Source organism: Prevotella sp. 10(H), from assembly GCF_000711235.1.
Taxonomy (GTDB): domain Bacteria; phylum Bacteroidota; class Bacteroidia; order Bacteroidales; family Dysgonomonadaceae; genus Dysgonomonas.
The window spans coordinates 400,743-425,453 of record NZ_JOMI01000009.1; the positions used below are offsets into that span (position 1 = coordinate 400,743).

General features: G+C 37.5%; 22 protein-coding genes and 1 tRNA gene. 10 read left to right on the forward strand and 13 right to left on the reverse strand.

Annotation, left to right across the window (positions count from 1 at the left end; genetic code table 11):
* The first annotated feature begins 304 nt into the window (after positions 1-304).
* From K348_RS0117135 to K348_RS0117165, 7 genes are all read left to right on the forward strand, one after another.
* Positions 305-1,591 (forward strand): tyrosine-type recombinase/integrase, encoded by a 1,287-nt coding sequence (locus K348_RS0117135; protein WP_029906769.1) that lies wholly within the window; start codon positions 305-307, stop codon positions 1,589-1,591.
* Between the two features lie 408 nt (positions 1,592-1,999).
* Positions 2,000-2,290: a helix-turn-helix domain-containing protein gene (locus K348_RS18620; RefSeq protein WP_036930757.1), complete on the forward strand. Its 291-nt coding sequence runs from the start codon at positions 2,000-2,002 to the stop codon at positions 2,288-2,290.
* A gap of 37 nt (positions 2,291-2,327) precedes the next feature.
* Positions 2,328-3,074, forward strand: coding sequence for a DUF6291 domain-containing protein (locus tag K348_RS18910; protein WP_051698007.1), 747 nt, complete (start codon positions 2,328-2,330; stop codon positions 3,072-3,074).
* Positions 3,075-3,096: 22 nt separating this feature from the next.
* Entirely contained in the window at positions 3,097-3,315 is a 219-nt protein-coding gene (locus tag K348_RS0117150) for a hypothetical protein (RefSeq protein WP_029906771.1), read from the forward strand.
* Between the two features lie 162 nt (positions 3,316-3,477).
* Positions 3,478-4,143 (forward strand): JAB domain-containing protein, encoded by a 666-nt coding sequence (locus tag K348_RS0117155; protein ID WP_029906772.1) that lies wholly within the window; start codon positions 3,478-3,480, stop codon positions 4,141-4,143.
* A 169-nt stretch (positions 4,144-4,312) separates the two neighbouring features.
* Positions 4,313-5,674: a restriction endonuclease gene (locus tag K348_RS0117160; protein ID WP_029906773.1), complete on the forward strand. Its 1,362-nt coding sequence runs from the start codon at positions 4,313-4,315 to the stop codon at positions 5,672-5,674.
* Between the two features lie 6 nt (positions 5,675-5,680).
* Positions 5,681-6,730: a site-specific DNA-methyltransferase gene (locus K348_RS0117165; RefSeq protein WP_051698009.1), complete on the forward strand. Its 1,050-nt coding sequence runs from the start codon at positions 5,681-5,683 to the stop codon at positions 6,728-6,730.
* Between the two features lie 88 nt (positions 6,731-6,818).
* Here K348_RS0117165 and K348_RS0117170 read toward each other — a convergent pair whose 3' ends face one another.
* The 4 genes from K348_RS0117170 to thiL all read right to left on the reverse strand — a co-directional run bounded on the left by K348_RS0117170 (position 6,819) and on the right by thiL (position 10,082).
* A complete protein-coding gene (locus K348_RS0117170) occupies positions 6,819-7,394 on the reverse strand; it encodes a hypothetical protein (RefSeq protein WP_029906775.1) in 576 nt (191 codons plus the stop codon).
* Positions 7,395-7,658: 264 nt separating this feature from the next.
* Positions 7,659-7,731: transfer RNA gene (locus K348_RS0117175), tRNA-Phe, on the reverse strand.
* A gap of 116 nt (positions 7,732-7,847) precedes the next feature.
* On the reverse strand, positions 7,848-8,987 hold the full coding sequence (locus K348_RS0117180) for a glycerate kinase (protein WP_029906776.1): 1,140 nt from the start codon (positions 8,985-8,987) through the stop codon (positions 7,848-7,850).
* Between the two features lie 60 nt (positions 8,988-9,047).
* Complete coding sequence (gene thiL / locus K348_RS0117185; protein WP_029906777.1) at positions 9,048-10,082, reverse strand: thiamine-phosphate kinase; 1,035 nt, start codon at positions 10,080-10,082, stop codon at positions 9,048-9,050.
* Positions 10,083-10,590: 508 nt separating this feature from the next.
* Here thiL and K348_RS0117190 point away from each other — a divergent pair.
* On the forward strand, positions 10,591-11,400 hold the full coding sequence (locus K348_RS0117190) for a hypothetical protein (protein WP_029906778.1): 810 nt from the start codon (positions 10,591-10,593) through the stop codon (positions 11,398-11,400).
* A gap of 158 nt (positions 11,401-11,558) precedes the next feature.
* Here K348_RS0117190 and K348_RS0117200 read toward each other — a convergent pair whose 3' ends face one another.
* Complete coding sequence (locus K348_RS0117200; RefSeq protein ID WP_029906779.1) at positions 11,559-14,798, reverse strand: glycosyl hydrolase; 3,240 nt, start codon at positions 14,796-14,798, stop codon at positions 11,559-11,561.
* Positions 14,799-15,170: 372 nt separating this feature from the next.
* On the opposite strand from K348_RS0117200, the gene K348_RS0117205 reads away from it, so the two are divergent.
* Positions 15,171-16,076 (forward strand): AraC family transcriptional regulator, encoded by a 906-nt coding sequence (locus K348_RS0117205; RefSeq protein WP_029906780.1) that lies wholly within the window; start codon positions 15,171-15,173, stop codon positions 16,074-16,076.
* 137 nt (positions 16,077-16,213) lie between these two features.
* The gene (locus K348_RS0117210; RefSeq protein WP_029906781.1) at positions 16,214-17,983 is read left to right on the forward strand and encodes an alpha-L-rhamnosidase C-terminal domain-containing protein; all 1,770 of its coding nucleotides are present in this window, start codon (positions 16,214-16,216) and stop codon (positions 17,981-17,983) included.
* A gap of 54 nt (positions 17,984-18,037) precedes the next feature.
* Here K348_RS0117210 and K348_RS0117215 read toward each other — a convergent pair whose 3' ends face one another.
* The 8 genes from K348_RS0117215 to K348_RS0117250 form a co-directional block, all read right to left on the reverse strand.
* Entirely contained in the window at positions 18,038-18,424 is a 387-nt protein-coding gene (locus K348_RS0117215; RefSeq protein ID WP_029906782.1) for a DUF4377 domain-containing protein, read from the reverse strand.
* A gap of 82 nt (positions 18,425-18,506) precedes the next feature.
* Positions 18,507-19,616 carry an AAA family ATPase gene (locus K348_RS0117220; protein ID WP_029906783.1) on the reverse strand — a complete coding sequence of 370 codons (1,110 nt, stop codon included), beginning with the start codon at positions 19,614-19,616 and terminating at the stop codon, positions 18,507-18,509.
* Positions 19,591-20,328 carry an RNA ligase family protein gene (locus K348_RS0117225; RefSeq protein WP_029906784.1) on the reverse strand — a complete coding sequence of 246 codons (738 nt, stop codon included), beginning with the start codon at positions 20,326-20,328 and terminating at the stop codon, positions 19,591-19,593. Before K348_RS0117225 ends, K348_RS0117220 begins: the two co-directional genes overlap by 26 nt.
* A gap of 293 nt (positions 20,329-20,621) precedes the next feature.
* Positions 20,622-21,470 (reverse strand): twin-arginine translocase subunit TatC, encoded by an 849-nt coding sequence (tatC, locus tag K348_RS0117230; RefSeq protein ID WP_029906785.1) that lies wholly within the window; start codon positions 21,468-21,470, stop codon positions 20,622-20,624.
* 14 nt (positions 21,471-21,484) lie between these two features.
* Positions 21,485-21,682, reverse strand: a complete 198-nt coding sequence (gene tatA / locus K348_RS0117235) for a twin-arginine translocase TatA/TatE family subunit (protein WP_029906786.1) — start codon at positions 21,680-21,682, stop codon at positions 21,485-21,487.
* 137 nt (positions 21,683-21,819) lie between these two features.
* Positions 21,820-22,782 (reverse strand): FAD:protein FMN transferase, encoded by a 963-nt coding sequence (locus K348_RS0117240; RefSeq protein ID WP_029906787.1) that lies wholly within the window; start codon positions 22,780-22,782, stop codon positions 21,820-21,822.
* Positions 22,783-22,846: 64 nt separating this feature from the next.
* Positions 22,847-23,734, reverse strand: a complete 888-nt coding sequence (locus K348_RS0117245) for a sugar phosphate isomerase/epimerase (RefSeq protein ID WP_029906788.1) — start codon at positions 23,732-23,734, stop codon at positions 22,847-22,849.
* A 92-nt stretch (positions 23,735-23,826) separates the two neighbouring features.
* On the reverse strand, positions 23,827-24,711 hold the full coding sequence (locus tag K348_RS0117250) for a DUF1080 domain-containing protein (RefSeq protein ID WP_029906789.1): 885 nt from the start codon (positions 24,709-24,711) through the stop codon (positions 23,827-23,829).

Genomic DNA, 24,711 nt, shown 5'->3' on the forward strand with positions numbered 1-24,711 from the left:
CACCAAATACGTCAAATTTTTCTGCATTTTGCACTTTTAGGGAAAAGAAAAATCCCTGAAAGGAATTGACTTTCAGGGATTTTCTCTATTTTGCTTTTTTCAAAAGTGGTGCCACCAGCACCCAAACTTATTTATAAACCTTTATAATATTTAATATTTAAAATATCTTATAATCCGCATTAATATTATATTTCTTAATAATATATTAAATATTTATGCAAATATAATTAAAACTTTTAGGGTACAAATACGGGTACAATTAAAAATTGTTGTATCTTTGATTTATACCATTAAAGTAATTGTTATGGCATCTGTTAAGTATTTTGTAAGGAGTTCTAAGAAGAAAGATAGTGAAGTAAGTATATATGCCCGGATGAGGTCAGGCAAAATTGACTTAGGTGTATGTACCGGAGTTACGGTTCCTTTCGAGTTATGGAATGATAAGCAAGGCGACTTAAAATATTATCAAAACAAAGACAGCCAAACAATATTAAGGATGAATAAGGCTAAAGCCGATTTAGAAACTATAAAAGGGCTTCTTTACAACCTAATGGATACAGACCCTACATTAAAGGCTAAGGATGCTGCAAACGAAATAAAAAAGCATTTTGATGAAGCAAATGCGGTCAAATCTGCTGCTCCGAAAGATATGAATAAATATATAGCATATCTTATCGGTCAAATGAAAAGCGGAGAACGGAAAGTGAAAGGAAAAAATTATAGTGAAGGAAGTATAAAGTCATGGAATAGCTTCGCCAAAACATGGAAAACATTCCAAAACGATTATTTAAATCGGATGCTTGACTTTAAAAATATAACTATGAGTATTCACTCAAAGTTTGTTTCATATTGCTACAGCCGTGAATACACAGCCGATACTACACGCAAATATTTAACAACATTGATAGCTGTAATGAATTACGCTTTAAAAGACGGTATATCAGAAAACAGAATACACGAAACACGGGAATTTTCTAAAACGGTTCCAATTGCAGAAGGTAAAAAGCCATACTTAACGGAAGCGGAGATTGAAGCAATTTTTAATCTGGAACTTAACGACCCAATGTTACAGAAAGTACGTGATGTATTTTTGATTGGTTGTTATTGCGGACAACGTGTTAGCGATTTTTCCCGTATTACTAAGGATAATATAATAACCTTACCAAACGGCTACAAGGCTTTTAATATTACGCAGCAGAAGACCGGAACACGTGTTATAGTACCTTTCTTATCAAAGAATATAACAACGATTTTAGAACGGTGGGATTATGAATTGCCGTATGTTATAGATGTATTGATAAATCGCCACATTAAAACTATATGTGAAAAAGCTAAAATAACGGAACCGTTTTTGACCGAAATAATGAGAGGTGGAAAATTGGAAAAAACATATGTTTCGAAATGTGATTTAATAACTTGCCATACAGCACGCCGTAGCTGTATTACAAACTTATACAATAAGAACTTGCTCGATATACATGAATTACGGGCTATTAGCGGACATAAGACAAACGCTGCCTTTGAGAAGTATATTTGTCTATCAAATGATGAGAAAGCGATGCGAATTGCTGAAAAGTTAGGAGCATTTTAGAGTAGTAAAAACAAAACAGTTAGTCTTACGGTTTAATTAGCTCCTAACTTAAATTTTTAAAATTTCGATTAACAACATTTTTATCTGAATATCAATAATTTATAGCTTTAATATTAGCTCCTAAGTTTACAATTTGTAAAGTAAAAATCTATGTTGTAACTTGCACCTGTATTCGGATGGATACAAAAAAAGAGGATAAAAGTTTTGACCGACCTTATCCTCAATTTTAAATATTTGTAAACCAGATAGCTTCTCGGCTGTATCGGGTTTCTTGTTACAAAGATAGATTATAACTTTATACTCCCGGTCACTACAAATGTTAAAAAATGACATTTACAGTATATAATCTACAATAACAAGAATATCCTTCATACTTCCATAAAGCTATCATAAAAATGTATTTTTCTTATGACAGAAAAAAGTATCATTGATGGTGGTTTTCATGTGAATGACGAAACACCAATCAGCAACTTAACTGTTGCACAACTCCGGCAAGTCTTAAAGCCTAACAAAAAGGAATACCTTACAATTCGGGCTATGGCAGAACGTTTCAATGTTTCTACCGTCACAGTTTATAACTGGATAAAAACAGGAAAAGTACATCCAGTAAAAATCGGTGGTCGTACTTACTTCGATGAGCAACAAATCATCGAAGAACTGAACCAGGGATTTATAGGAAAGTATAAACATAAAGTATAGTTGAAATAATCTATTACTCTATTAAAAGATATGAAAAATGAGCATGCAACAAAGAGATAGTTTTATTTTCTACCGTAGTTTTTATGAAGCAATAAAAGATTTAGACGATACAGACCAACTAAATATATATAAAGCTATTATAGAATACGGTTTAAACGGAGAAATTTCTCATTTAGAGGGAATAACCAAATCTTTATTTACCCTTATAAAACCTCAGTTAGATGCTAATAGCAGGCGTTATGAGAATGGGAAAAAGGGAGCACAACATGGAAAGAAAGGTGGGCGACCGAAGAAAGATGTTTCTATAGAAAACCCCAATGAAACCCCTAATGAGAATGAAAATAATAATATAAATATTAACGGAAATGAAAATAATAATCAAAAAGAAAATATAAATATCAATACGATTGAAGATATATATAATTTATATCCTTCTATTTGTCCTAATAGGAAGACTATTACCGGAAAGACTGAAAGAAATAAAGGACAGATAAAAGAATTATTAAAAACATTGACTGTAGACCAAATAAAAGAAACTATCCAACTGTATGTAAAAAGCTGTGCAGAGAAAAAAATATATATCAAAAACTTTGGTACTTTTTTGGATGAGTTTCCCGATTTATCGGAATTAAAGGAATTAGATACTATATATGATGATGATACTTGGTGTGAATGGGAGGTGCTAAAACCACATAAATTTAGAAAAAATACATATAAGCAATATCTTATTGACCAAAGGCGGTATGGAGTAGAAAACGTTAAGTTTATTGGAAAAGTGAGATAATTTAAAATAAAAAATATACAAAATGAAAAAAAAGACAGTTCAAACTAAAAGGACTATTAACGGACACGATGGAACTGAAATTGAATTATTTTTACTTCCTCCTGATAATTATGCGGAAAATCAAATATTGTTTACAGCCCAAGGAACAAGTTATAATGTAAACTTATGTTTAGAAATTGAACAAGCAGAGAATTTGCTGATTGTATTGAATCAGTTAGTTAATGAAGCTAAGTCTGTTTAAGAAGTAATGAGGGGTGGGTAGGCACCCCTTTACACTCCTGAAAAATGCAGTATTCGTTGCTTGTAAATTTTTTTTGTGATTTTTGTAATGGGTATTTATAGCCTTAATTTTGAATCAAATTAATTACATTGACGTATATTTGTGGTATATAAATATTAACTTATGAATATTAAGCTAACAGAAAGAGATAAGATTAGAATAAATGATGCGAATGATTTATATGACATCATGCAACGTATCTTATTAAGAGAGAATAAAATTGACAGAGAGAAAGAACATTTCTGGATTGTTGGTATGAATCAGGCACTTGTTATCTTATATATTGAGTTAGTAAGTATGGGAAGTGTCAAATCTACTCTTGTAGAGCCTATGAATGTTTTTCGTGTAGCTATATTGAAAGGTGCAACAAGAGTAATAGCCGTACATAATCATCCGAGTGGAAACATGAAACCTTCCGAAGAAGATAAACAATGTACAGATAGATTGATACAAGTTGGAAAAATCATAGATATTCAAGTAGAAGACCATATGATTATAAGCCCAAAAACTTATATAAGTTTTAAAAATATGGGATTAATGGAAGAGCTTGAAAAGAGTCTCAAGTATGTTCCGACTTACCAATTAATAGAGAAAATTCGAAATGAAGAAAGGACTATCCGGGATGAAGCTGTAAACGCTGAAAAAGCACTTAGAGTTGAGGCTGAAAAACGTTTGACAAATGCGGTTCATTATCTTAATGAAAAAGATATGTCAGTAGAACATATAGGAGAGGTTCTAAATTTGACGGTTAAAGAGGTGCAACGTTTTTTGAAAAGGAAAAAGAAGTAAAAAAAACTATGATAGTTTGAGCAAAATAGGGGTACAAATTTACCTCTATTTTTTTTATAAATATTAAAAAAGGTCATATACATTCTAAAGATAACTTTATCATGGAAATTAATGATTAACTTTGAATTTCATTAATTATAATCAGTAATACTATAACATTATATTTGATATGTCTGAAACTAATATCCCCTTTGGAAGCGAATTTTCACCATCTCAAACTGAGTTAACTCAATTATTATCTTTTTGTAAAGAATACAGTGGCAATAAAAAGTTAATTGAATCAAATATATTAGAAAAGTATTTTAAAGAGCATGGAAATGGAAATTTGAACAATCAAAAAAAATTAGCAATGAATTGCCGTTTAGGGCTTAAGGCTTATGGCATAATTGACGAAAATAGTGTAATAACACCATTAGGAGAACAATTATATATGTTGACGGAAGACGAAAACGAATTGTATAGAGTCTTTGGAAAACATATTCTTTTAAACCTAAATGGAATGGCGTTTGTTCAATGCATCCGTGATATGACTGTTGCTTCTGAAGAGGTTAATTTGACAACGTTGAGGGCTGCTTTAGCTGAACGTGGCTTATATTATCCTTCCGGAGGTAAGCATCCAAGTATAATGAGGCTATGGTTAAATAAAGCTGGGATTTTCAGAAAAAATTGGCAAATTGATAATCAAAAAGTAAATGAAGTTTTAGGAGTTGATGATAGTATAGAGGCTTTAAGAGATTTAACTACTTTACAAAGAGCTTTTCTTTTATCGTTAATGAATACAGGTATTTCTACTCCTCAGTATGCAAACCAAATTGCAAGATTAGCTGAAACTACATATGGAGTAAAATTTCCTGAAAAAAGTTTACCCAAAGAAGTTCTAAATGGGCTTGAAAAAGCTGGTTTTATAATAACTTCCAAAACCACAGAAGGTAGAGGAGCAAAGCCGTTTTTGGTTGTACCTACAGAAAAAGCTAATAAAGAAATAGTTGAGCCATTAATTTTGCAATTGAAAGGTCAAAATGACCCTAAACTTATTTCATTATTAACTAAGTCTGTCAGTGAAATATTGAATGAAATAGATTCTAATGATAGGTATATTTCTGGATTAGCTTTAGAGGCTTTAGCTTTTAAACTAATGAGAATAATAGGGATGAATTATGTTGCAACAAGACTGAGGGCTGAAACTACCGGAGGTTCTGAGGTTGATTTAATTTTTGATTCTACAAGACTTGTATATTCAAGATGGCAAATCCAATGTAAAAACACAAAACGTGTAGCATTAGATGATGTAGCAAAAGAAGTCGGTCTTACACATTTTCTTAAAAGTAATGTAATAGTTATTGTTAGTACAGGTGATATCGGAAAAGATGCAAGAAAATATAGTAATAAAATAATGAAAGACTCTAATTTGTGTATTGTGTTAATTGATGGGGAAGATATAAAAAAGGTATCTCAAAATCCTGTTGCTATAATCGATGCATTTGAAAGAGAAGCTAAAGAGACTATGGAATTGAAAAAGATTGAATTATAAATTAATATGAATCAAGAAGAAACTAAACCAAAAATATATTTTAAAACAACTTATGGGAAAATCATCTTGGGCGATGCTTTACAAATGCTCAAAGATATCCCAAGCAATAGTGTAAACTTAGTGGTTACAAGTCCACCATTTGGGCTTGTGCGAAAAAAAGAATATGGGAATGTTGACGCGTCCGATTATTTAGATTGGTTTAAACCGTTTGCTACAGAATTTCATCGAATTTTAACTGAAAATGGTAGTCTTGTAATTGATATTGGAGGAGCATGGAATAAGGGTATGCCAACAAGAAGCCTGTACCATTTTAAATTATTAATAATGTTATGTGAAGAGTTTTCGTTTCACTTAGCTCAAGATTATTATTGGTGGAATCCATCGAAATTACCAACTCCAGCAGAATGGGTAAATGTTCGACGTATCAGAGTAAAAGATGCGATAAATACTGTATGGTGGCTTTCTAAATCTCCATATCCTAAAGCAAGCAATAAAAGGGTTTTACAGCCATATAGCGAAAGTATGGACGACTTATTGAAAAATGGTTATAAAGCCAAAAAAAGACCAAGTGGTCACGATATAAGTGAAAAATTCTCTAAAGATAATGGAGGTTCGATTCCTCCAAATCTAATTGCGATTCCAAATACTGAAAGTAATAGTGTATATGTTAGATATTGTAATGAAAATAATATAAAACAACATCCAGCAAGATTTCCGAGTGAATTGCCAGAATATTTTATAAGAATGCTTACAGATATTGGTGATTCTGTTGTTGATCCATTTGGTGGTAGCTGTGTTACTGGTGAAGTTTGTGAAAAACTGCAAAGAAATTGGACTTGTTGTGATATTATTGAAGAATACGTAAAAGGGGCCGTTGGGCGATTCTCTGAACCCAATGGTTCTATAGAAAATAAAGAGCACACTACGTATACTGTAACAAAGCCTGGTGCACTTTGGAATGGTTTACCTTCTGACACATTACCGATTCATGGTGGACAGCTTCGTGATAAAAAAGAGGAGCTTCCAGAACCTCAAAAAGAAGAAATAAAAAATTAAATATATATAATTAATCTACGAACAACGCTTATCCAGAATTAGATAAGCGTTGTTTATGTCTAAAAAGAGAATAGCCTTTATACCATTATTATGATTTATATGATTCAAATTTGTTAATTATATCGTCCCAATTTTCAATGATATTCAGATTTTTTCCTATAATTATCTCTTTGTTATCAATATCTTGAAAGATATATGTGCTTTTTCCATATTCATCTTTGAATTCTGAAATATATGATTTAATCTTTCCATCTATTTCTTTTCTAACAAATGAATCTAAATATTTTGGCAACTTAAAAACAGTTGCTAAAGATTTAGCAAACCGGATTAGAGATAAAATTCTTTCTTGTTTTGTCATGTCAAAAGAATACATTTCTATTCCTGATAAAATCTCTTTAACAAATTTATGTGTTGCTTTTTCATCCTTTTTAAAAGCATTATTAATTTCAGATTGTATTTTTTCTTTTATTAATTTCTTTTTACCCTTTAATTTTCTAAATGTTAATCTATAATCTGTATCAATTGGAATCAGTATTTCTGCTCCATTATAATAATTATTATTCATAATTTTATGGACGTGTAGACCATCAAATTTAGTGTCATAACGATGATTGTCAATCCTAATTGTTTGACCACTTATTAATGGTGACAAATCTATAGCCATAAGAAACTTTATTTAAAAATTTTGACTTTATACGAAAATACATTAATGAAATAAAATGAGGAAATATTTTTAATCTTAAATTAATTGTGATATTCTATATTTTCGCTTTCGTTTATTGATGGGAGATAGAAAGCAGTAAAATATATACTCAAAAATATACTCTTTTCTATATTGCGGGTACAGTTTAGGGTACAAACTAAATAAAATAAAAAAGCTAACCAATTTATTAGTAATTAGTTAGCTTTAATTCTTTTCTCTTAAAAGTGGTGCCACCAGGAATCGAACCGGGGACACAAGGATTTTCAGTCCTTTGCTCTACCAACTGAGCTATGGCACCATTGTTTGTAGCTTTGTGTTTGCGTGTGCAAAGATAGAATATATTTTACATTCTCCAAAAATATCAGATAAAATATTTCAATAACTATAATGAATAAACGTTTCGTGATAATAAAACTATTTCATTACCAGCACTCTGATAATATTCTCCATAGTTCGCTCAATATTCTCTTTTCCGCTTTGCATAGCTATTTCAAGTGAAATAGCATCTGGAATTATACTAAATATGGCATCAAAGCCTGCTTCATATAAAGACTCTACACCATCTCCGACACTTCCTGCAATCGCAATCACCCTTTTATTCTCCGATTTTGCTACCTGAGCAACCCCGAAAGGAGTCTTGCCGTACTGTGTCTGAGAATCTATACGACCCTCGCCGGTGAATACGAAATCAGCTTTCTTTATGGCTTCGCGTAAGTTAGTATGTTTTATGACTATATCTATACCCTTGCAAAGATTGGCATTTGTAAAAGCCAGTAATCCGGCACCTAAACCTCCTGCCGCTCCTGCGCACGGGATATCCGCTACATCCTTTTCCAACTGGTTTTTTATCACCTGCGAATAGTGATTAAGAGCATCATCCAATATCCTGACCATTTCAGGAGTGGCCACTTTCTGAGGGCCGTAAACAACAGATGCGCCATTCTCCCCGCAAAGTGGGTTAGTGACATCGCATGCAACTTCAATGGTCGTTTCCCCAAGCCGTTTGTCAATAGAGGATATATCGATCTTATGCAAATATTTCAATGCTCCTCCGCCAAAAGGGAGCTCAAATCCCTCCTTGTCTAGAAACTTTGCTCCCAAAGCCTGCATAAAACCTGAACCACCATCATTTGTAGCGCTACCGCCAAGTCCTAAGATAATCTTCTTTACCCCTTTATCAAGACAAGTCCTTACAATCTCTCCTGTGCCGAAAGTTGTAGTCACTAAAGGGTTCAGTTCGGCTTTACTTAAATGCTGTAAGCCGCTTGCCGAAGCCATTTCGATAACTGCAGTTTGTTTGTCGTCCAGAATGGCATATGATGCAGTTACTTGATTTCCTAGAGGGCCGGTTACTTCCTGTTCGAATATCTCACCTCCCAGCACATCCACCAAAGCTTGCATAGTTCCTTCGCCACCATCGGCCATGGGGATTTTGATGCAAACGGCATCCGGTAACACCTTTTTGATACCTTTTTCCATAGCTTCGCATACCTCTTTTGCAGTCATTGAACCTTTAAATGAGTCAAGTGCAAGCACGAATACAGGATTATGCATAGGTTATTGGATTTAAAAAAGGAACAAAAGTAACACTATTTACAACCTTTTAGTGTATCTCTATTTTTCTTCGCCTATAGAGTCCCAACCTTGAGCTTTCAACTCTATTTCGGTACCGTCACGCGTTTCCATCACCAATCCCAGACCTTCTTTCGTAATATGTCCTATTACATGAACGCCTTTTATTTTCGAAACCTTGTCGTGCAAATACAATGGCACCGTAAAAAGTAGCTCGTAGTCTTCGCCGCCATTCAGCGCAACAGTACTTACATTCATATTAAACTGTTCGGCCATCATCGCTGTCTGGTAATCAATAGGTATGCGTTCCTCATAAATATGGCATCCAACCTTACTTTGCTTACAGATATGCTTCAATTCGGAAGAAAGCCCGTCGGATACATCTATCATCGAAGTTGGGACAATTCCCTCTTCTGACAGAAATTTTACAATATCTTTTCTTGCTTCTGGTTTTAACTGGCGTTCCAGCAAGTACTCTTTTCCTGTAAAATCAGGCTGAAAATCAGTCTCGCCGCTATATACCGCTTTTTCGCGCTCCAATAATTGAAGTCCCATAAATGCAGCACCCAGATCACCGGAAATACATATCAGGTCTGTTTCCTTTGCTCCGTTGCGGTAAACTATCTTCCCTTCTTCTCCTTCACCAATACAGGTTACGCTGATTGCCATACCTGTCAGCGAAGATGAAGTATCGCCGCCAACAAGGTCTACGCCGTATTCCTGACAGGCAAGAGATAGCCCTTCGTAGAAAAGTTCGAGGTCTTCTACCGAGAAACGTTTCGATATACCCAATGATACGGTAATCTGTTTAGGCTGTCCGTTCATTGCATAGATGTCCGAAAAGTTTACTACTGCCGATTTATATCCTAAATGTTTCAGCGGAACATACATCAGGTCGAAATGGATGCCTTCCAGTAACAAATCCGTTGTTACAAGTGTCTTTTTGTTCGCGTATGACAACACTGCCGCATCATCTCCGACTCCCTTTTCGGAACTCGTATTTTTCAATTCTATATTCTTTGTCAGGTGGTCGATAAGGCCGAATTCACCCAGACTGGCTATTTCTGTTCTTTTCATTCTTTATTTTTTGATAAGGTACAAAGTTAGGTATATTTAAAAAGTAACAAACTTACACCATATTAATTTTGATTTCAAAAGAGAAAACATTCAGAATCAATATATAATTTGCATATTTTAACGATATATTGTTAAAAAGTAACGAAAGTAACGGATTTTACAGTCAGCAGTCAACAGTTATCAGTTAACAATATCTCTTGAGTTCTTGCGACTTTGCGAGAGTCAATGTTAAAAGGTAACAAAAGTAACAGAAATCAATTAGTAATTAACAATGAACAATTAAGGTTCTGTAACTCGTAACTGCCCGCAGGGCGAAGTAACTCGTAACTATTATTTATGTCAAAGAGCTAATAGCTAAACGCTATCCGCTAATACAATATAGATAAACATATACTCTGTTTATATTCAAAAAAATAGTCGTCTTTAAGGAAAAATTTTCTATTTATAATATTTATCTTTGTTATCGAATACATAAATACCAACGCATAAACCTTAAAAATGTCCTGATATGCCTAAATTTTTATCTTATTTTATAGTTGCCTGCTTCCTTATAACAGCAACAAACTCATGTAGTGACGATGATAAAACTTCTGACCGTGAACTTGAGTTAAGTACAGATAATGCATCTATAAAGCTTACCGAAAGGTTTTTGATTGCTGTTACCAGCGGGAATGGCGGATATTCCATTCTTTCGCACGATGTGGATATTGTAACAGGGGAAGTCGATGTAGAAAATGAAAATCGTATAATATTGACAGCCAGAGGTAAGGGAGAAACTAAAGTAACAATAAAAGACAGGAGCCAGAAAGAAATAATGGTGAGCGTCAAGGTTGTGAACAGATACCTTGCATTTGTACCTACTTACTACAGCGTTGAGGTAGAAGCGAAAGATGCTGCTTCTCAAAAAACAATAGAGGAAGATATTCTTGAAAATCCTTTTCCTCCAAAATCATATGCCTACAAATTAGAAGATTCGGATAAGAAAGAGATGACAATACGGTCTTCGGTCGGTTCAATAAAAGTTGAAGGCACATATGCTTTTAGTAATGACGGAAAGACGAATAATCTTAAGCTGAAGTACGATGATAAAGAATTCTCATATGTGTTGAGTGATGAGTACGAAGGCAAATATTTCTACAATTATTTCAATAAAGAAGAAGAGGAGAAATCTCAAAAAGAAATCAGTCAGTCCAAATATATAGAACTGACGGAAGATTTAACGGAAGTATATAAAGAGAAATATCCCGACGCAGAAGTCGAGTCTGTCAAATTTATTATTATAGCTACAATAATTGAGAAAGCCTCGTCGCTTGAATAAGGCTTTAATATTAGTTTATAAGAAGGGTTACTATATTTTTATGGTAGCCTTTTTTAATAGGTTAAATACATATGCAACAAAGGGCATAAACAAAAGCCTCAATACCCCCGGGAGGAATCCGGTAAGTATTGAGGCTTCATCTTGGGACTTTATGAAACTTATCTCTTAATACTTTCTACTACTACAGGCCCCAGCAATCCCGATTTGAAGAGTTGGGATTCGGCTTTCCACGGTTGTGCTGGAATCCACGTTTTACGCAGGTCTTCCGGCAAATTCAGGTCGCCTATCAATCTGTTGGCCCATGTAGTTACAAGCTCTATCTCGACAGCGTTTTCTCCTTTATTTACAAAGTCGGTAATGTCTACACGGTATGGAGCCGTCCATACGCCGCCTGCATATTTACCGTTTACTTTTACTTTAGCCATAGCCGATAGGTTATTTAGGTTGATAAATACCCTGTCGTCGGCAGGCTTATCGGCTAAATTGAAAGTGTTATTATACAGTATTGTGCCCGAGTAATATTTAATATCCGGATTTTCATTTGTACTTATATCTTCCAGCTTATCCATTTTCACCGGTTCGGCAGGGCCTCTCTTTTGCTTGTCGAAAGTCAGCGACCAGCCACTGTTGAGGTCAGCCATAATCTGAGGTTCTGGGAAGTTTATATCTGCACTTGATGATGCAGGCGCTGCAGAAACTTTGTCGCGGAATACTATGAATACGCTTTCATAGGCATCCAGTTTCAGAGGAACGATTGTACCTGTCGCTGTTTCGCTGAAGGCAGGCAATTTACGTATCGAGCCATTAGTCGCATCCCATAATTCCGGCTGCATTCCTTTCACCCTCAGTTCAGGATTGGTGGCAATCTTTTTATCACTTTGATTTGTTATGAAGTAAACCTCCATACCGTTAATCGTACGGTGATTATAAAGCACAGGCTCATCGGCATTAGTCTTACAATCAGGTACGCAGTTGATAAGTGCAAAAGCTTCTTCCATATTCATACCGTCGATAAGTGTTCCCTGACCGATTTTTGCATATTTCGTACCTGCATCTACTTTCGACCAAAGTTCATTTGCCATGCTCTTCACTTCTTCATCGGCTTTCGGATAATTTTCAAAACTCGGTGAACGTTTAGGAGCAGGGCCCAATACTACGCCACCGCCTTCGATCAGTTGTTTTATTTTCGCCAACAGTTCAGGGCGCATGGTTTCCAGTTTAGGTAAGACTAGTATCCTGTATTGTGTACCGTGAGGCAATGTAAGCAGGCCGTCTTTTACGGTCATGTATTTTTCGATTACCTCTGCATTTATATAGTCGAACTGATATCCTCTAGGCAATGCTGGATCGGTTATCCCAGTCATCTTAGGAGCATCTTCCCCAATAAAATATGCTACATCCGCCACATTAAGTCCCTGCTGAAGCATAAAGTTTGTCCGCTTCAGATAGGAAGTAAACAAATCCATTTGTGAGAACCATGTATTTTTCCTGTTGAATTCGTTGCCAAACCATGCATTTACGCCCGGCTCTTTATCTTCGTAAGGCTGTGAGATGTAAACATGAAGCAATGTATTGTTTATGCCTTCTGAAAAGAACCTGTCGCCGCGCGGTTTCATCTGTGCAGGGTAACGGTGGAATGCACCGCCTGCCGCAGTAAACGATTCGGCGGATATTTTTGTCTTTCCGTATATATGTCCGCACGATGAGGCTGCGCGGTTTTCTATATCACCCAGTGAGCCTTCACTCCAGAATTCGCCTCCGATTTCGTCAGACTGACCGCCGTATTGCAGAAATTCTCCCGGGAATCCCCAGTGACCGTAATTTTCGAGCCAGGTTCTGAGGCCGTATTTATGGCTGATTTCCCTTAATCCCGCAACGTAATCATAGGCCACTTTATCGGCTACAAGCCGGCGCATATCCCATAAGAAACGGTTAGAAGCATCTTCGCTTTGTATAACAACGCCATTATATACAGGCAGGAACGGAAGCGCATCGTATCCATAGCGTTGCTTGAAATCTTCGAGGAATGTGTCTGTAAAGTTTTGACCGCCTGTTTCGTAGCTGTCCTGTACCACCACTTTCCATGTCTTGCGGTCTTCGGCAGGTATGCGTCTGATTATCTCACCCATATAAGCTTCGAAATGGGCTTCGGCGTGCTTTTTGCTCATCTTATCTATTTCAAATCCTGTTGCTTCGGGGCTGGCAGGTGAATTCTGAGTCCCTGTAGGAACCATTCCGCTACGCATTACTATCCAGTCTCCTGCAGGAGCGTCCCAAGTTAGTTGGTCGCCTTTCAGGTGTTCGGTAATATCGATTACATCCGACGGTTTTATATATAATGACTCATCGCTGACTTCCGGCTGGTCTTTCCATTGATATTCGTGCCAGTAAGGCAGCGGATCCTGAAACATTCGTGCCAGTGTCTTTTCAGGATATCTTTCTATACCCGGAAGACTGCTCAACTCAACATCTTTGATACCGCTGTTTGGCCGCAATCCCGATATTGTGAGCCGGAATTCGGTAGCTGTGGTTTCAGGTACAGAAATCATTATAGGAGCATAAGGATCGAAACCTACATTCGCTGCAGGATTGTATCTGCTGATAGCGAATTCCGAAAGGGTAGTATATGCACCGTCTTTTTTCACTTCCAGTTTTGCAGGAGAGTGGAACCGGTTATGAGTAATGTATATTTTTAAATTACGTAACGTAAGCGGTTCGTTTGCCGTAAAGTTGAAAGTGACTTCTTTCACATTCTCCGGAAATGTGATTTCTGTATTTTTATCTCCGTCGATAATATTATTCACACCCGAAATATTAGGAGTGGAAGAAACTCTTCCGTTGCGGGCAGAAAGTACCGTACCTTTCTTACTTACATCAGGATAAGCCAGTACTTTTACATCTTGAAAATCTCCCTGAGGTTTTTCGAGTGTGATATCTATCTTTTTACCGCCTTCTACAGGAGTCCTGCTCGATGCCAGATAGCGCATCGCTTCTTCCGGTTTTACCCATGGGCCACCCGATTGGCTCCAGCCCGGAGAATTGAAGATTCCTATTTCGATGTTTAATTCAGTAGCGGTTTTAAGAGCTTTGTGCAGAACTTTCCACCATTCTTCGGTATTGAATTGTACTTTACCGCGTCCTGATTCACCTTCCGATAGACCGATGTTCCCGATAAAGGCGCGATTTATTCCGGCTTCTTTCATCGACTGCAGGTCTTTTACTACTCCTTCTTCGGAGAGATGATCAGATATCCAGTACCAGTAAACGGAAGTCTGTATAGAGTCCGGTGGATTTATAAATCCTGCTTCGAGAGATTTCGAGGTTACAGTTTTGTTCCCGCAATTACAGAAGCAAAACAACGTTAATGCAACTAGCAGAAAATAAGGTGTTTTTTTCATGGGTTTTATTTTTATACTTACAATAGTGATTAGATTTCCATATTTTTGGAGCATAATATACCGCTACAAAGATAATTGCTTGTTCTTTTAACAAATTAAAAGTTTTGACATAAAGATTTGAAAAACTGATTATTTGAAATACTTAATATATCATTTTACAAAAGTTTTTTGCCAAGTAACGTATTAAATATAGGTCTGATTTTTTGCCATATACGTTTGCCCGAATGTGAATTGTTGTTTTTTTAACAAATTAAAGGATTTTGACATAAAGATTTAAAAAAACGATATTTTAGTGACATAAAATCATCTCTCCTTTGAATTTTTTTTTGTTACATTGCAAATTATTAGCTTTACAAGTAACCTTTAAATAGAATGAAAGACTCGATTCATTTAAAATATCTGATAGTAAATGAAACAGACTTACTGTGGGGATTGACTGTTAACTCGGTCGGTTATCAATGCATTGAGCCTAATTCGACATACCCTCCCGGAAATCATCCTACACGATATTTATTTTCCACAGACAGGGGACGTATCCTTGACGAGTACCAGTTGTTATATATCACTAAAGGAAAGGGAACCTTTTTGTCGGATGTATCCGGTAAAAAGGATAAATATGCACTGAACGAAGGAAATATGTTTCTGCTTTTTCCCGGCGAATGGCACAATTATATGCCCGAAAAGCAAACAGGCTGGGATGAATACTGGATAGGATTTAAAGGAGTTAATATCGACAGCCGTGTAACGAATGGCTTCTTCAATAAAGGAAAACCTGTATATAATGTCGGGCTGAATAATGAAATAGTAGAACTGTATAAGCAGGCCATACAGACCGCTATAGACCAGAAATCGGGCTTCCAGCAAATGCTGGCGGGAATTGTGAATCACTTGTTAGGGCTGGCTTATTCGCTCGATAAGAACTATTCCTTTGAAAACTCCGAATCGCTGAACCAGATCAACAAGGCCAAAATTATTATACTGGAAAATTTTAAGGATATTAAACCGCAGGATATTGCCGAACAGTTGAATATGAGTTATTCCAACTTTCGAAAAATATTTAAGGAATATACAGGCTTTGCACCCTCGCAATACATACAGGAACTGAAAATACAAAAATCGAAGGAGTTATTGACAAATACCATGATTCCTGTGAAGGAAATAGCTTATCTTATGGGGTTTGAAAATCAGGAATACTTCTTCACAGCTTTCAAAAAGAAGAATAAAACGACCCCTGTCGAATACCGCAGATTTACGCAGGGCCCGCGTGGTAAAGAGTAATATATAGCGTTCTTATAATCATTTATTATAATATCTCTGTCAATTTTTCATATACGCGGATCGATAGAGAAGCTATCTTTGTGGTCAGATAAAATAGTATATTTCAGATAGTATAACAGTTAACTAAAAATAGATATATGAGAAAAATACTAAGTTTGACACTTATTTTTTTATTATCATTTAATGGAATTGTATCCGCACAGGAACTACCGCCGGTTTTCAAAAATGATAAGGATTTAAAAACCAGACCGACCTCTTTAGTTACTAAATATCTTACCCCAACACGTATCGTATGGACTTCGGACAACAACAGCGGAAAATATGTTGTCAATCCGCAGTCTGTTCTGATACAAGGAAACGGACAAGCCGACCTTAACAGAGGCAAATACCTTAAGTTAGTAAGTGACGGCACTCACAAAGGAGGCATCATCCTCGACTTTGGGAGGGAGATACAGGGAGGTATAGAAATCATTACTTCGTCCAGTAATAAAAATCCTGCCGGTAAACTGCGGATACGTTTCGGCGAATCGGTAGCCGAGACGATGAGCGACATAGGTGGAAAAGGAGGTGCGACGAACGATCATGCCATGCGTGATTTCGAAGTCACTTTGCCTTGGCTGGGACGGTTGCTTGTAGGCGAATCCGGTTTCCGCTTCGTGCGCATAGATGCTGTGGATGCTGATGCAGCCATAGAGATAAAGGAAGTAAATGCTGCTTTCTCATACCGCGATATCCCTTATCTGGGGTCTTTCCGCTGTAATGATGAGCGCCTGAACGATATATGGATGACAGGAGCATATACCGTACATCTGAATATGCAGGATTACCTGTGGGACGCAATAAAACGCGACAGACTTGTATGGGTAGGCGACCTTCATCCCGAAGTGATGACTATCAATACCGTATTCGGCTATAATGAAGTAGTGCCGAAAAGCCTCGACCTAGCCCGTGACCTTACTCCGCTACCCGGATGGATGAATGATATCAGTTCCTATTCGATGTGGTGGGTAATTCTACATCGAGACTGGTACTTGTATCAGGGTAATCTGGATTACCTCAAGGAGCAGCAGGATTATCTTTCCCGTCTCCTTAAATTCTTAAGTGAGAAGATAGACGAAAACGGAAAAGAAAAACTGGACGGGGGACGTTTCCTAGACTGGCCGTCGAGCGGGAATCCGGAAGCTATACATGCAGGCTTGCAGTCTATGATGATTATGACTTTCGAGGCAGGGGAGGAATTAAGTAAAATACTTAAAGATACGGAGAGCCAGAAACTTTGTCAGGCAGCAGTGAAGAAACTTAAAAAGCATGTCCCTGCGATAACTACATCCAAACAGGCTGCAGCCTTGCTGGGGATATCCGGACTTATTCCGGCTGAAAGAGCAAACAAGGAAGTACTATCAAAGAATGGTGTGCATGGAATGTCGACATTCTATGGCTATTACATGCTGGATGCCCGAGCTAAAGCGGGCGATTATATAGGTGCATTGAATAATATCCGTCAGTATTGGGGTGCGATGCTCGATCTGGGCGCAACCTCTTTCTGGGAAGATTTCGATATAGACTGGATGAAAAATGCAGCACGTATAGATGAAGTAGTACCTGCCGATAAAGTAGATGTACACGGTTCATATGGAGCATATTGCTACAAAGGATTTCGCCATAGCTTTTGCCATGGCTGGGCATCAGGCCCTACTACATGGCTTAGCCGTTACGTATTGGGTGTGGAACCGCTGGATGCAGGCTGTAAGAAAGTAAGAATCTCTCCTAATCTGGGTGATCTGGAATGGGTCGAAGGCTCTTTCCCTACTCCGCAGGGTGTGATTCAAATAAAACATACCAAACAGGCCGACGGAAAGATCAAATCGGAAATAAAGGCTCCTGACGGTGTTATAGTACAGAAATAAATTATTTTATAAAGAAAAAGGGTTGCATATCAATGCAACCCCTTTTAATGTAAGTTATAACGATTCTTCAGGCTCGTTGTCTTCCAGATCGTCACCGCTTGGCATTTGAGGCATGTCCTGAGATGTCTTTTCTTCTTTCGAAATCTCTTTTACCAACGAATACATTAATGTAGATTGGTCTGCTGCCGGATGTTCCCTTTCCACTACTTTTACTTCGAGTTGGTATTCATATCCCGGTTCATAATTGAAGCCCTCTATATTGTTGTAGAAAAATTCCCAGTCTGTCTGGCCTTCTTTCTTTACCAGCAGGCATTTCATGGGCGATACACCAACACAGTCGCCTTGTTGCGATGCCACGGTTAATTTTTCAGTTTTTCCGGATTTGCCACACGCTCCGAAGAATATTGCAATGGCAAATAGAAATACAATTGTTTTTTGCATGATTATAATAGTTTGATAATTAATAAAATACACTACGTGTTTAGTAACAAATTTTAACACGTAAAGTTCAATATATTCTTAGTCATTTTACTACATATTCTACTTCGTGCGCTTCTGTAAGCAATGGTATTTCCAGTTTATACAACATCTTATCCAATACATTTTCAGCCAAAGGATGTTCTCTGTTGCGGTTTTGTTCACGCCATGCATCATACGGTTTCTCTATGTACACTATTTTTACTTTTGCACCATACATGGTGAACAAGTCGACGAGTTGCTGACGCATCAGGTGTGTAATATTAGTCGCATTCCATACAAAATCCTGTTTTTTGCGAAGGTATTCCCGCGCCTGTTCTTTAGCTTCCTGCACCACTCTTCCTGTACCCGTCCTGTCGGTAGGGCTGTACTTATATTTACGGCGTATGGCATCGAGGCTGATAACAGGAATATCTTTCTTCAGGGATTTTAAATAGTGATCTTTTCCCATGCCCGGCAATCCCGATAATATGGTAGCTTCACATTTGAAGTCATCATATGGCACATAACCGATATAGCCGTCTATCGTATTGAAGTACTGATAACGCGCATTCGCGGTAGGAAATTCTATTGCTTTTCCCCAGCATCCTTCTTCTTTACAGAACATTTCGAATAGCTCTAAAGATTCCAGTAAAGCTTCCGGATCGTCACAAATTCTTCCCCGTGCGTCTGCCTCTGCCAGCATTTTCAGGTGCTGCGTATTTGTCCGCAGCGATACGGCATGTATCCTCTTTGCAGGCTCCTGTTTCTCCATTAACCATAACGGCAGGCCATGGAAGCGTACTAATGATGCTACTTTTTCGCGTATTGAAAATGGGGTAGGAATATCTTTAAATAATATTTCTCTTACGGTATATTCCCCTTTTCGGGCGTGACCGTTAGCAGAGATTGCTCCGTTACCTTCATCCTGCGATGTAGAACGTTTCTCTACGTCATGTAATAATGCTGCTGCCCACAGGATTTCTTTTTCCTGTTCCGGCAGAGCTTTATACTCGGACATACTCGTCAGTTCGTCCAATACCATTTGCGTATGTATGGCAACATTGCCTTCGGCATGATGTACTTTATGCTGAGGTACATTTTTCATTTCGGCAACCCACTGGAATTCCTGTTCGAGTGCTTGCCATTCTTTATTTTGTGTTAGTTTCCAAGTCATAATTATATTCTCCTTTCTTTGTATTTATTTCCCAGACCAGTCTGGCGCGTTTCCAGTTGCGGGTCCAGTGCTCACTTGTTTTTACATGTCCTTTTCTTACATATTTGAAAACGTTGTGAGGAAAATCGTTTACTGTATATTCTCCTACATTGCGGCTGACTATGCCCTCCCGCGTGCAATCGGAGTTTGTTTTTGTATCCATGGTACCGAACGTGCCCGGTTCATTCGCCCAAGATAAGATTTGCTGTTCCAGCTTTTGCTGCGTAATGTCCGTTACACCCTGTATTGCTAATTCGGGCACGGTAGGGAAATCAAACATAGCAGCATAAAATTTCACTTCGTCCCACGACAGCCATTTATCAAGGCATCGGGCAGCGAAAACAAAATAGTACGATTCTAATCTCTTATATTCGATAGAATGTACCGCGTAAAGGTTTTCACCGAACAACTCGATATCGTCTAGGTCGTGCTTTATCAGTTCCCAACGTTCGCGTATCTGATTAGTCCACGGTGAAGTGGTAGGTGCTGCATGTGAACGGGCAAATACACCGAATCGGTTGAGGCAATTATTTTCCCCGTCCAGCTTTTCTGTATGCACGAGGGTTTTTATTTTTTGGATATCTTCCCAATAAGAATGATTGATGCGGTCGTCGCTCGTTGTGCCGGGCGAAAAGGGATAATGATAGGTGCGATTATATTTTTGAGATAACATAATGTAATTGTTTTTAGTTCATAGAATACAATAGAAGACAAGAGCTATAAAGTTTTTAACTTACAGCCTTGAAAAAGGCGGGATGGCTCCCGCTATGTATCCCAAACAATTACATGACATTATTTATAAAATAGTTATAATAATTTAATACAAAGGTAGTAACATTTATTTGTGAAACCAAATTGTGTGATATTTCCAATTCACAGCGCGTTAGATAAGGTCGTTTATTAGAAATAAAAAGAGCATATCCGATTAAGATATGCACTTCTATATAGTTTAAATATTCTATTTTATTACTCTGCCGAAACAGTCGACGTTTCGTCTTCCTCTTCATCATCCTCCGGTTCCTCCGGCGGTGCCGGCTTGACCATAAACCGACTGACCTCGAATAAGAGGTAAAGCGGAATAAATACTACAGACAGCGTAAACGGATCGCCTGACGGAGTGATAACTGCCGAGAGAACAAGTAATCCGACAATAGCATGACGCCTGAATTTTTTGAAAAACGACCTGTTAAGTAATCCCAGTTGCGATAATAACCAAGATATCAGCGGTAATTCAAATACAATCCCCATAATGAAGATGAGCATCAGGAAATTGTCCATATATGAGTCGAGTGAAATAGTATTCTCGATCATCTCGCTCAGCTGATATGTAGACAGGAAACGGAATGTCATCGGGAATACAAGGAAATATCCGACTGCACAACCAATGAAAAACATAATGGTTCCGAATAGGAATACCCATCTTATACTTCTCTTTTCATTGTTATATAATGCCGGACTCACAAACCGCCATATTTCGAAGATGAGATACGGAAAAGTCATTATCAACGCAAGCCAGAAAGAAGTAGTCATGTGCCTGAAGAACTGTGACGTAAGATTATAGTTTATAATCTTGATATGAAATGTATCGTCACAGAAATCCGGTAAAAACGGCACTGCAGAAGTTGCATAGCATAAATATTTATATAAGACAAAATCGGCACGGGTAGGCCCCATTATCCAACTGTCGTATATATATGGCATAACCGCAAATCCGAATATTGCAAAAATAAATAAAGCTGCGATAGACCTGACTAAAGTCCACCGGAGTTCCTCTAAATGATCCCAAAAGGTCATTCCTTCATTATTCTCTTCCATAGGAAAGTACTATCTCAATCTTTTTTAGGTGTGTCGTTTCCGTCGATATCGTCTTCGATACCTTTAACGCCTTCTTTGAAGTTTTTGATACCCTTGCCCAGTCCTTTCATCAGTTCAGGGATTTTACGTCCTCCGAATAACAAAAGCACTACGATGGCTATGATAATGATTTCTCCTGTCCCAAGGTTTCCTAAAAACAAAAGTGTGTTCATGATTCTCTAGTTTTATATTAATGTAAAATATTGGTTCTCCATTCAACCGACAAAATAACACAAATAATGTCTAAAACTATGGTATTGACTGTTATTTATGTTTTTTTTTAACAATTATAGTCCTGTTACTATAAATATTATACAGGGATAAGGTTATTTTCTATTCCCGATGTGCAATACATTTTGTATTCCCCCTCTTCATCGCAAATAAATAGCGCCTCAATTTCAGTAAGTTCTTCCAGCCATTCCATTGATTTATCTATTCCCGCAACCAAAAATGCGGTGGCGAATGCATCGGCGGTAATTGCATCGTTTGCTACGACGGTCACCGACAGTAAATTATGCTTTACCGGATAGCCTGTAGCCGGATTTATTGTATGAGTGATTTTCTGTCCGTTCTCAATATAAAATTGCCTGTAGTTACCCGATGTAGCAATCCCTTTATCCGTAATTTGCAGAATGACCTGTAAATCCTGTCCCGGTATCGGGTTGTCTTCTGCCGGACGGTCGATTCCTATCCGCCATTTTTCACCGGAAGTATTTTCGCCTTTCATGCGTATTTCTCCACCTATTTCAACGAGATAATTCCCGCATCCGTGTTCTTCGAGAAAAGCAGCTATAATATCCGCTGAGAAACCTTTTGCAATGGCATTGGCATTCAATACTATATTCGGATTGGTTTTTATAACATGCTTGTTTTCTATCATTATCTTATCCATTCCGATAAATTCTTTCAGGGCATTTATTTTATCCTGATCCGGAATATTTTTTTGCTGTGAACTGAATCCCCATGCACGGAATAGCGGTTCGGCCGAGATATCGAACATACCTTCTGTAATGGCACTTATTTCTTTGGCCTTGTTGAAGACCGATTCGAAATAAATGTCTGTTTCGACGTCTTCGTTGCGGTTGATGCGTGAAATCACGGAATTCTCATCGTATACCGACATAGATTTTTCGAAGTCGGAGAGAAGCGCTTCTATTTCGGGCTGAAAATCCCTGTCATAGTCATCCTGATAAATAATGCTGTAACTGGTACCCTCAGCAGTTCCTTGGATGCTATAATAAAAAGTGCCGTTGTCGGACATTACTGCTTGCATGTCTTTATATAAAAAATGAGCAGGATCATTTGTTATCTGCCCTGCTCATAATATTTTCTATGTCTTATTTACTATAGCTTTCTTTTACCAATGGACAGTTAAGCAAATATTCGAGGCTTTTTTTTACGCTTTCTTCCGGAGTGAAGTTGTATTTTTCAACTTCAACTATCAAATGCTTCGTACCTGCAACATCTGTATTCTGGAAAATAGCATCGAATCCTACCATGCCACTCTGTCCAAGTTCCTTATTATCCTTGATATGAAGAAGGACGAAACGGCCTTTGTATTTATTGAAATAGTCAACAGGGCTTTGGTCTCCCCTTACTACCCAGTATACGTCCATTTCGAAGCATACATATTCGGGGTTTGTATTTTCGATCATGTATTCCCACATAACCTTGTCTTCTATTTTATTATGAAGTTCGAAGTCATGGTTATGATATCCGAACATCATGCCGTTTTCCTTGCATTTTTTACCTATCTCGTTGTAGTATTCGCAATAAGTTTGCAGATCTTTCAATGTTTTAGGCACATTCATAGAAGGAGTTACAATATACTCCATTCCTGCAGCTTTATGGGCGGCGATACATTGATCCCACCATTTCATAGCTTCAGTAAAGTCTTTCGAAGCCAGTTCTTTGTCGTTCAGTCCTCTTCCTGTGTGGGAAGATAAAACTTTCATTCCTGCAGCTTCTATATCAGCTTTAAATTCTTCAGGTGTTTTTCCATAGAATTTTCCATCTCCATAGTTCGCAGCTTCAACAGCTGTATATCCCATTGCTCCGGCTTTCTTGATTGTTCCGGCATAATCTTTTGCAATATCATCTCTCAGGGAATATAATTGGAGGGCAATCTCTTTTTTTGGTGGAGCTTGTTGTTCCGGTGCTTCTGCCTTTGGTGTACATGACATCAACAAAAGAACTGCAGCCATTAAAAACGTTGTTATTTTCATGCTGGTAAAAATATAATACGTTAAAAAATCAAATCCATGGGAGAAAGCTCTCCCTATGGATTCGATATTATTTTTAATAGAAAAAATCAGTATTAGTCAAGTACCTTAACCTTAATGTTGCGGAACCAAACATCATCTCCATGATCTTGGAAACCAATGTAGCCTTCACGTTTTTCTCCACCAAGGTTAGTCAGTTTTTCATAAGCCAAAGGCCAGTTTTTCTCACTGAACTTGCTGGCTTGTATCAATTCTGTCCACTGAGGAGTCCACAAGTGGTACTCAACAACGTTTTCACCATTTTGTCCGTGAACAACAGTTCCTTTATAAACCATGATCTTACCTGTGTTCCATTCTCCAAAAGGTTTAGAGTTTTGCGGATTAGCAGGAATCATGTCATAAAGAGAAGCAGACTTACGGTTGCCGTCTTTACCCATTTTAGCGTCCGGATGATTTTCATTGTCCAGAATCTGATATTCAGGAGATGAGATATAGATAGGTTCCATTCTCTTTTCTCCTTTATCGTTTGTAGACTCAACTTCCTGTGAAAGGAAGAATACTCCGGAGTTACTTCCTTTAGCTACTTTCCAATCAAAAGTAAGCTCGAAGTTTTTAAATTTATGAGCAAAGATAATGTCACCGCCATCTTGATCCTGAGCTTCACCGCCACCAGTACCGTTAAATTTAATAGCGCCATCCTCGATAGTCCATTTTCCCGGAACTTTGTCTTTACCATAACCACGCCATCCTTTAAATGTTTTACCATCAAAGATAGAAATATAACCATCTGCATCTACTGCAAATGTTTCTTCAGTTGTAGTAGTCTCATCCAAAGGTTTCGTATTGATAGCCAACTTTGTCTCAGTTTCCTTTCCTTCTGATTTAGTAGCTTCTCCTCCATCTGCTTTTTTGCCACCACCACAGGCAACCATTGCTCCTGCAAGAATGACACAGCCTAAACTGTAAACAATTTTCTTCAT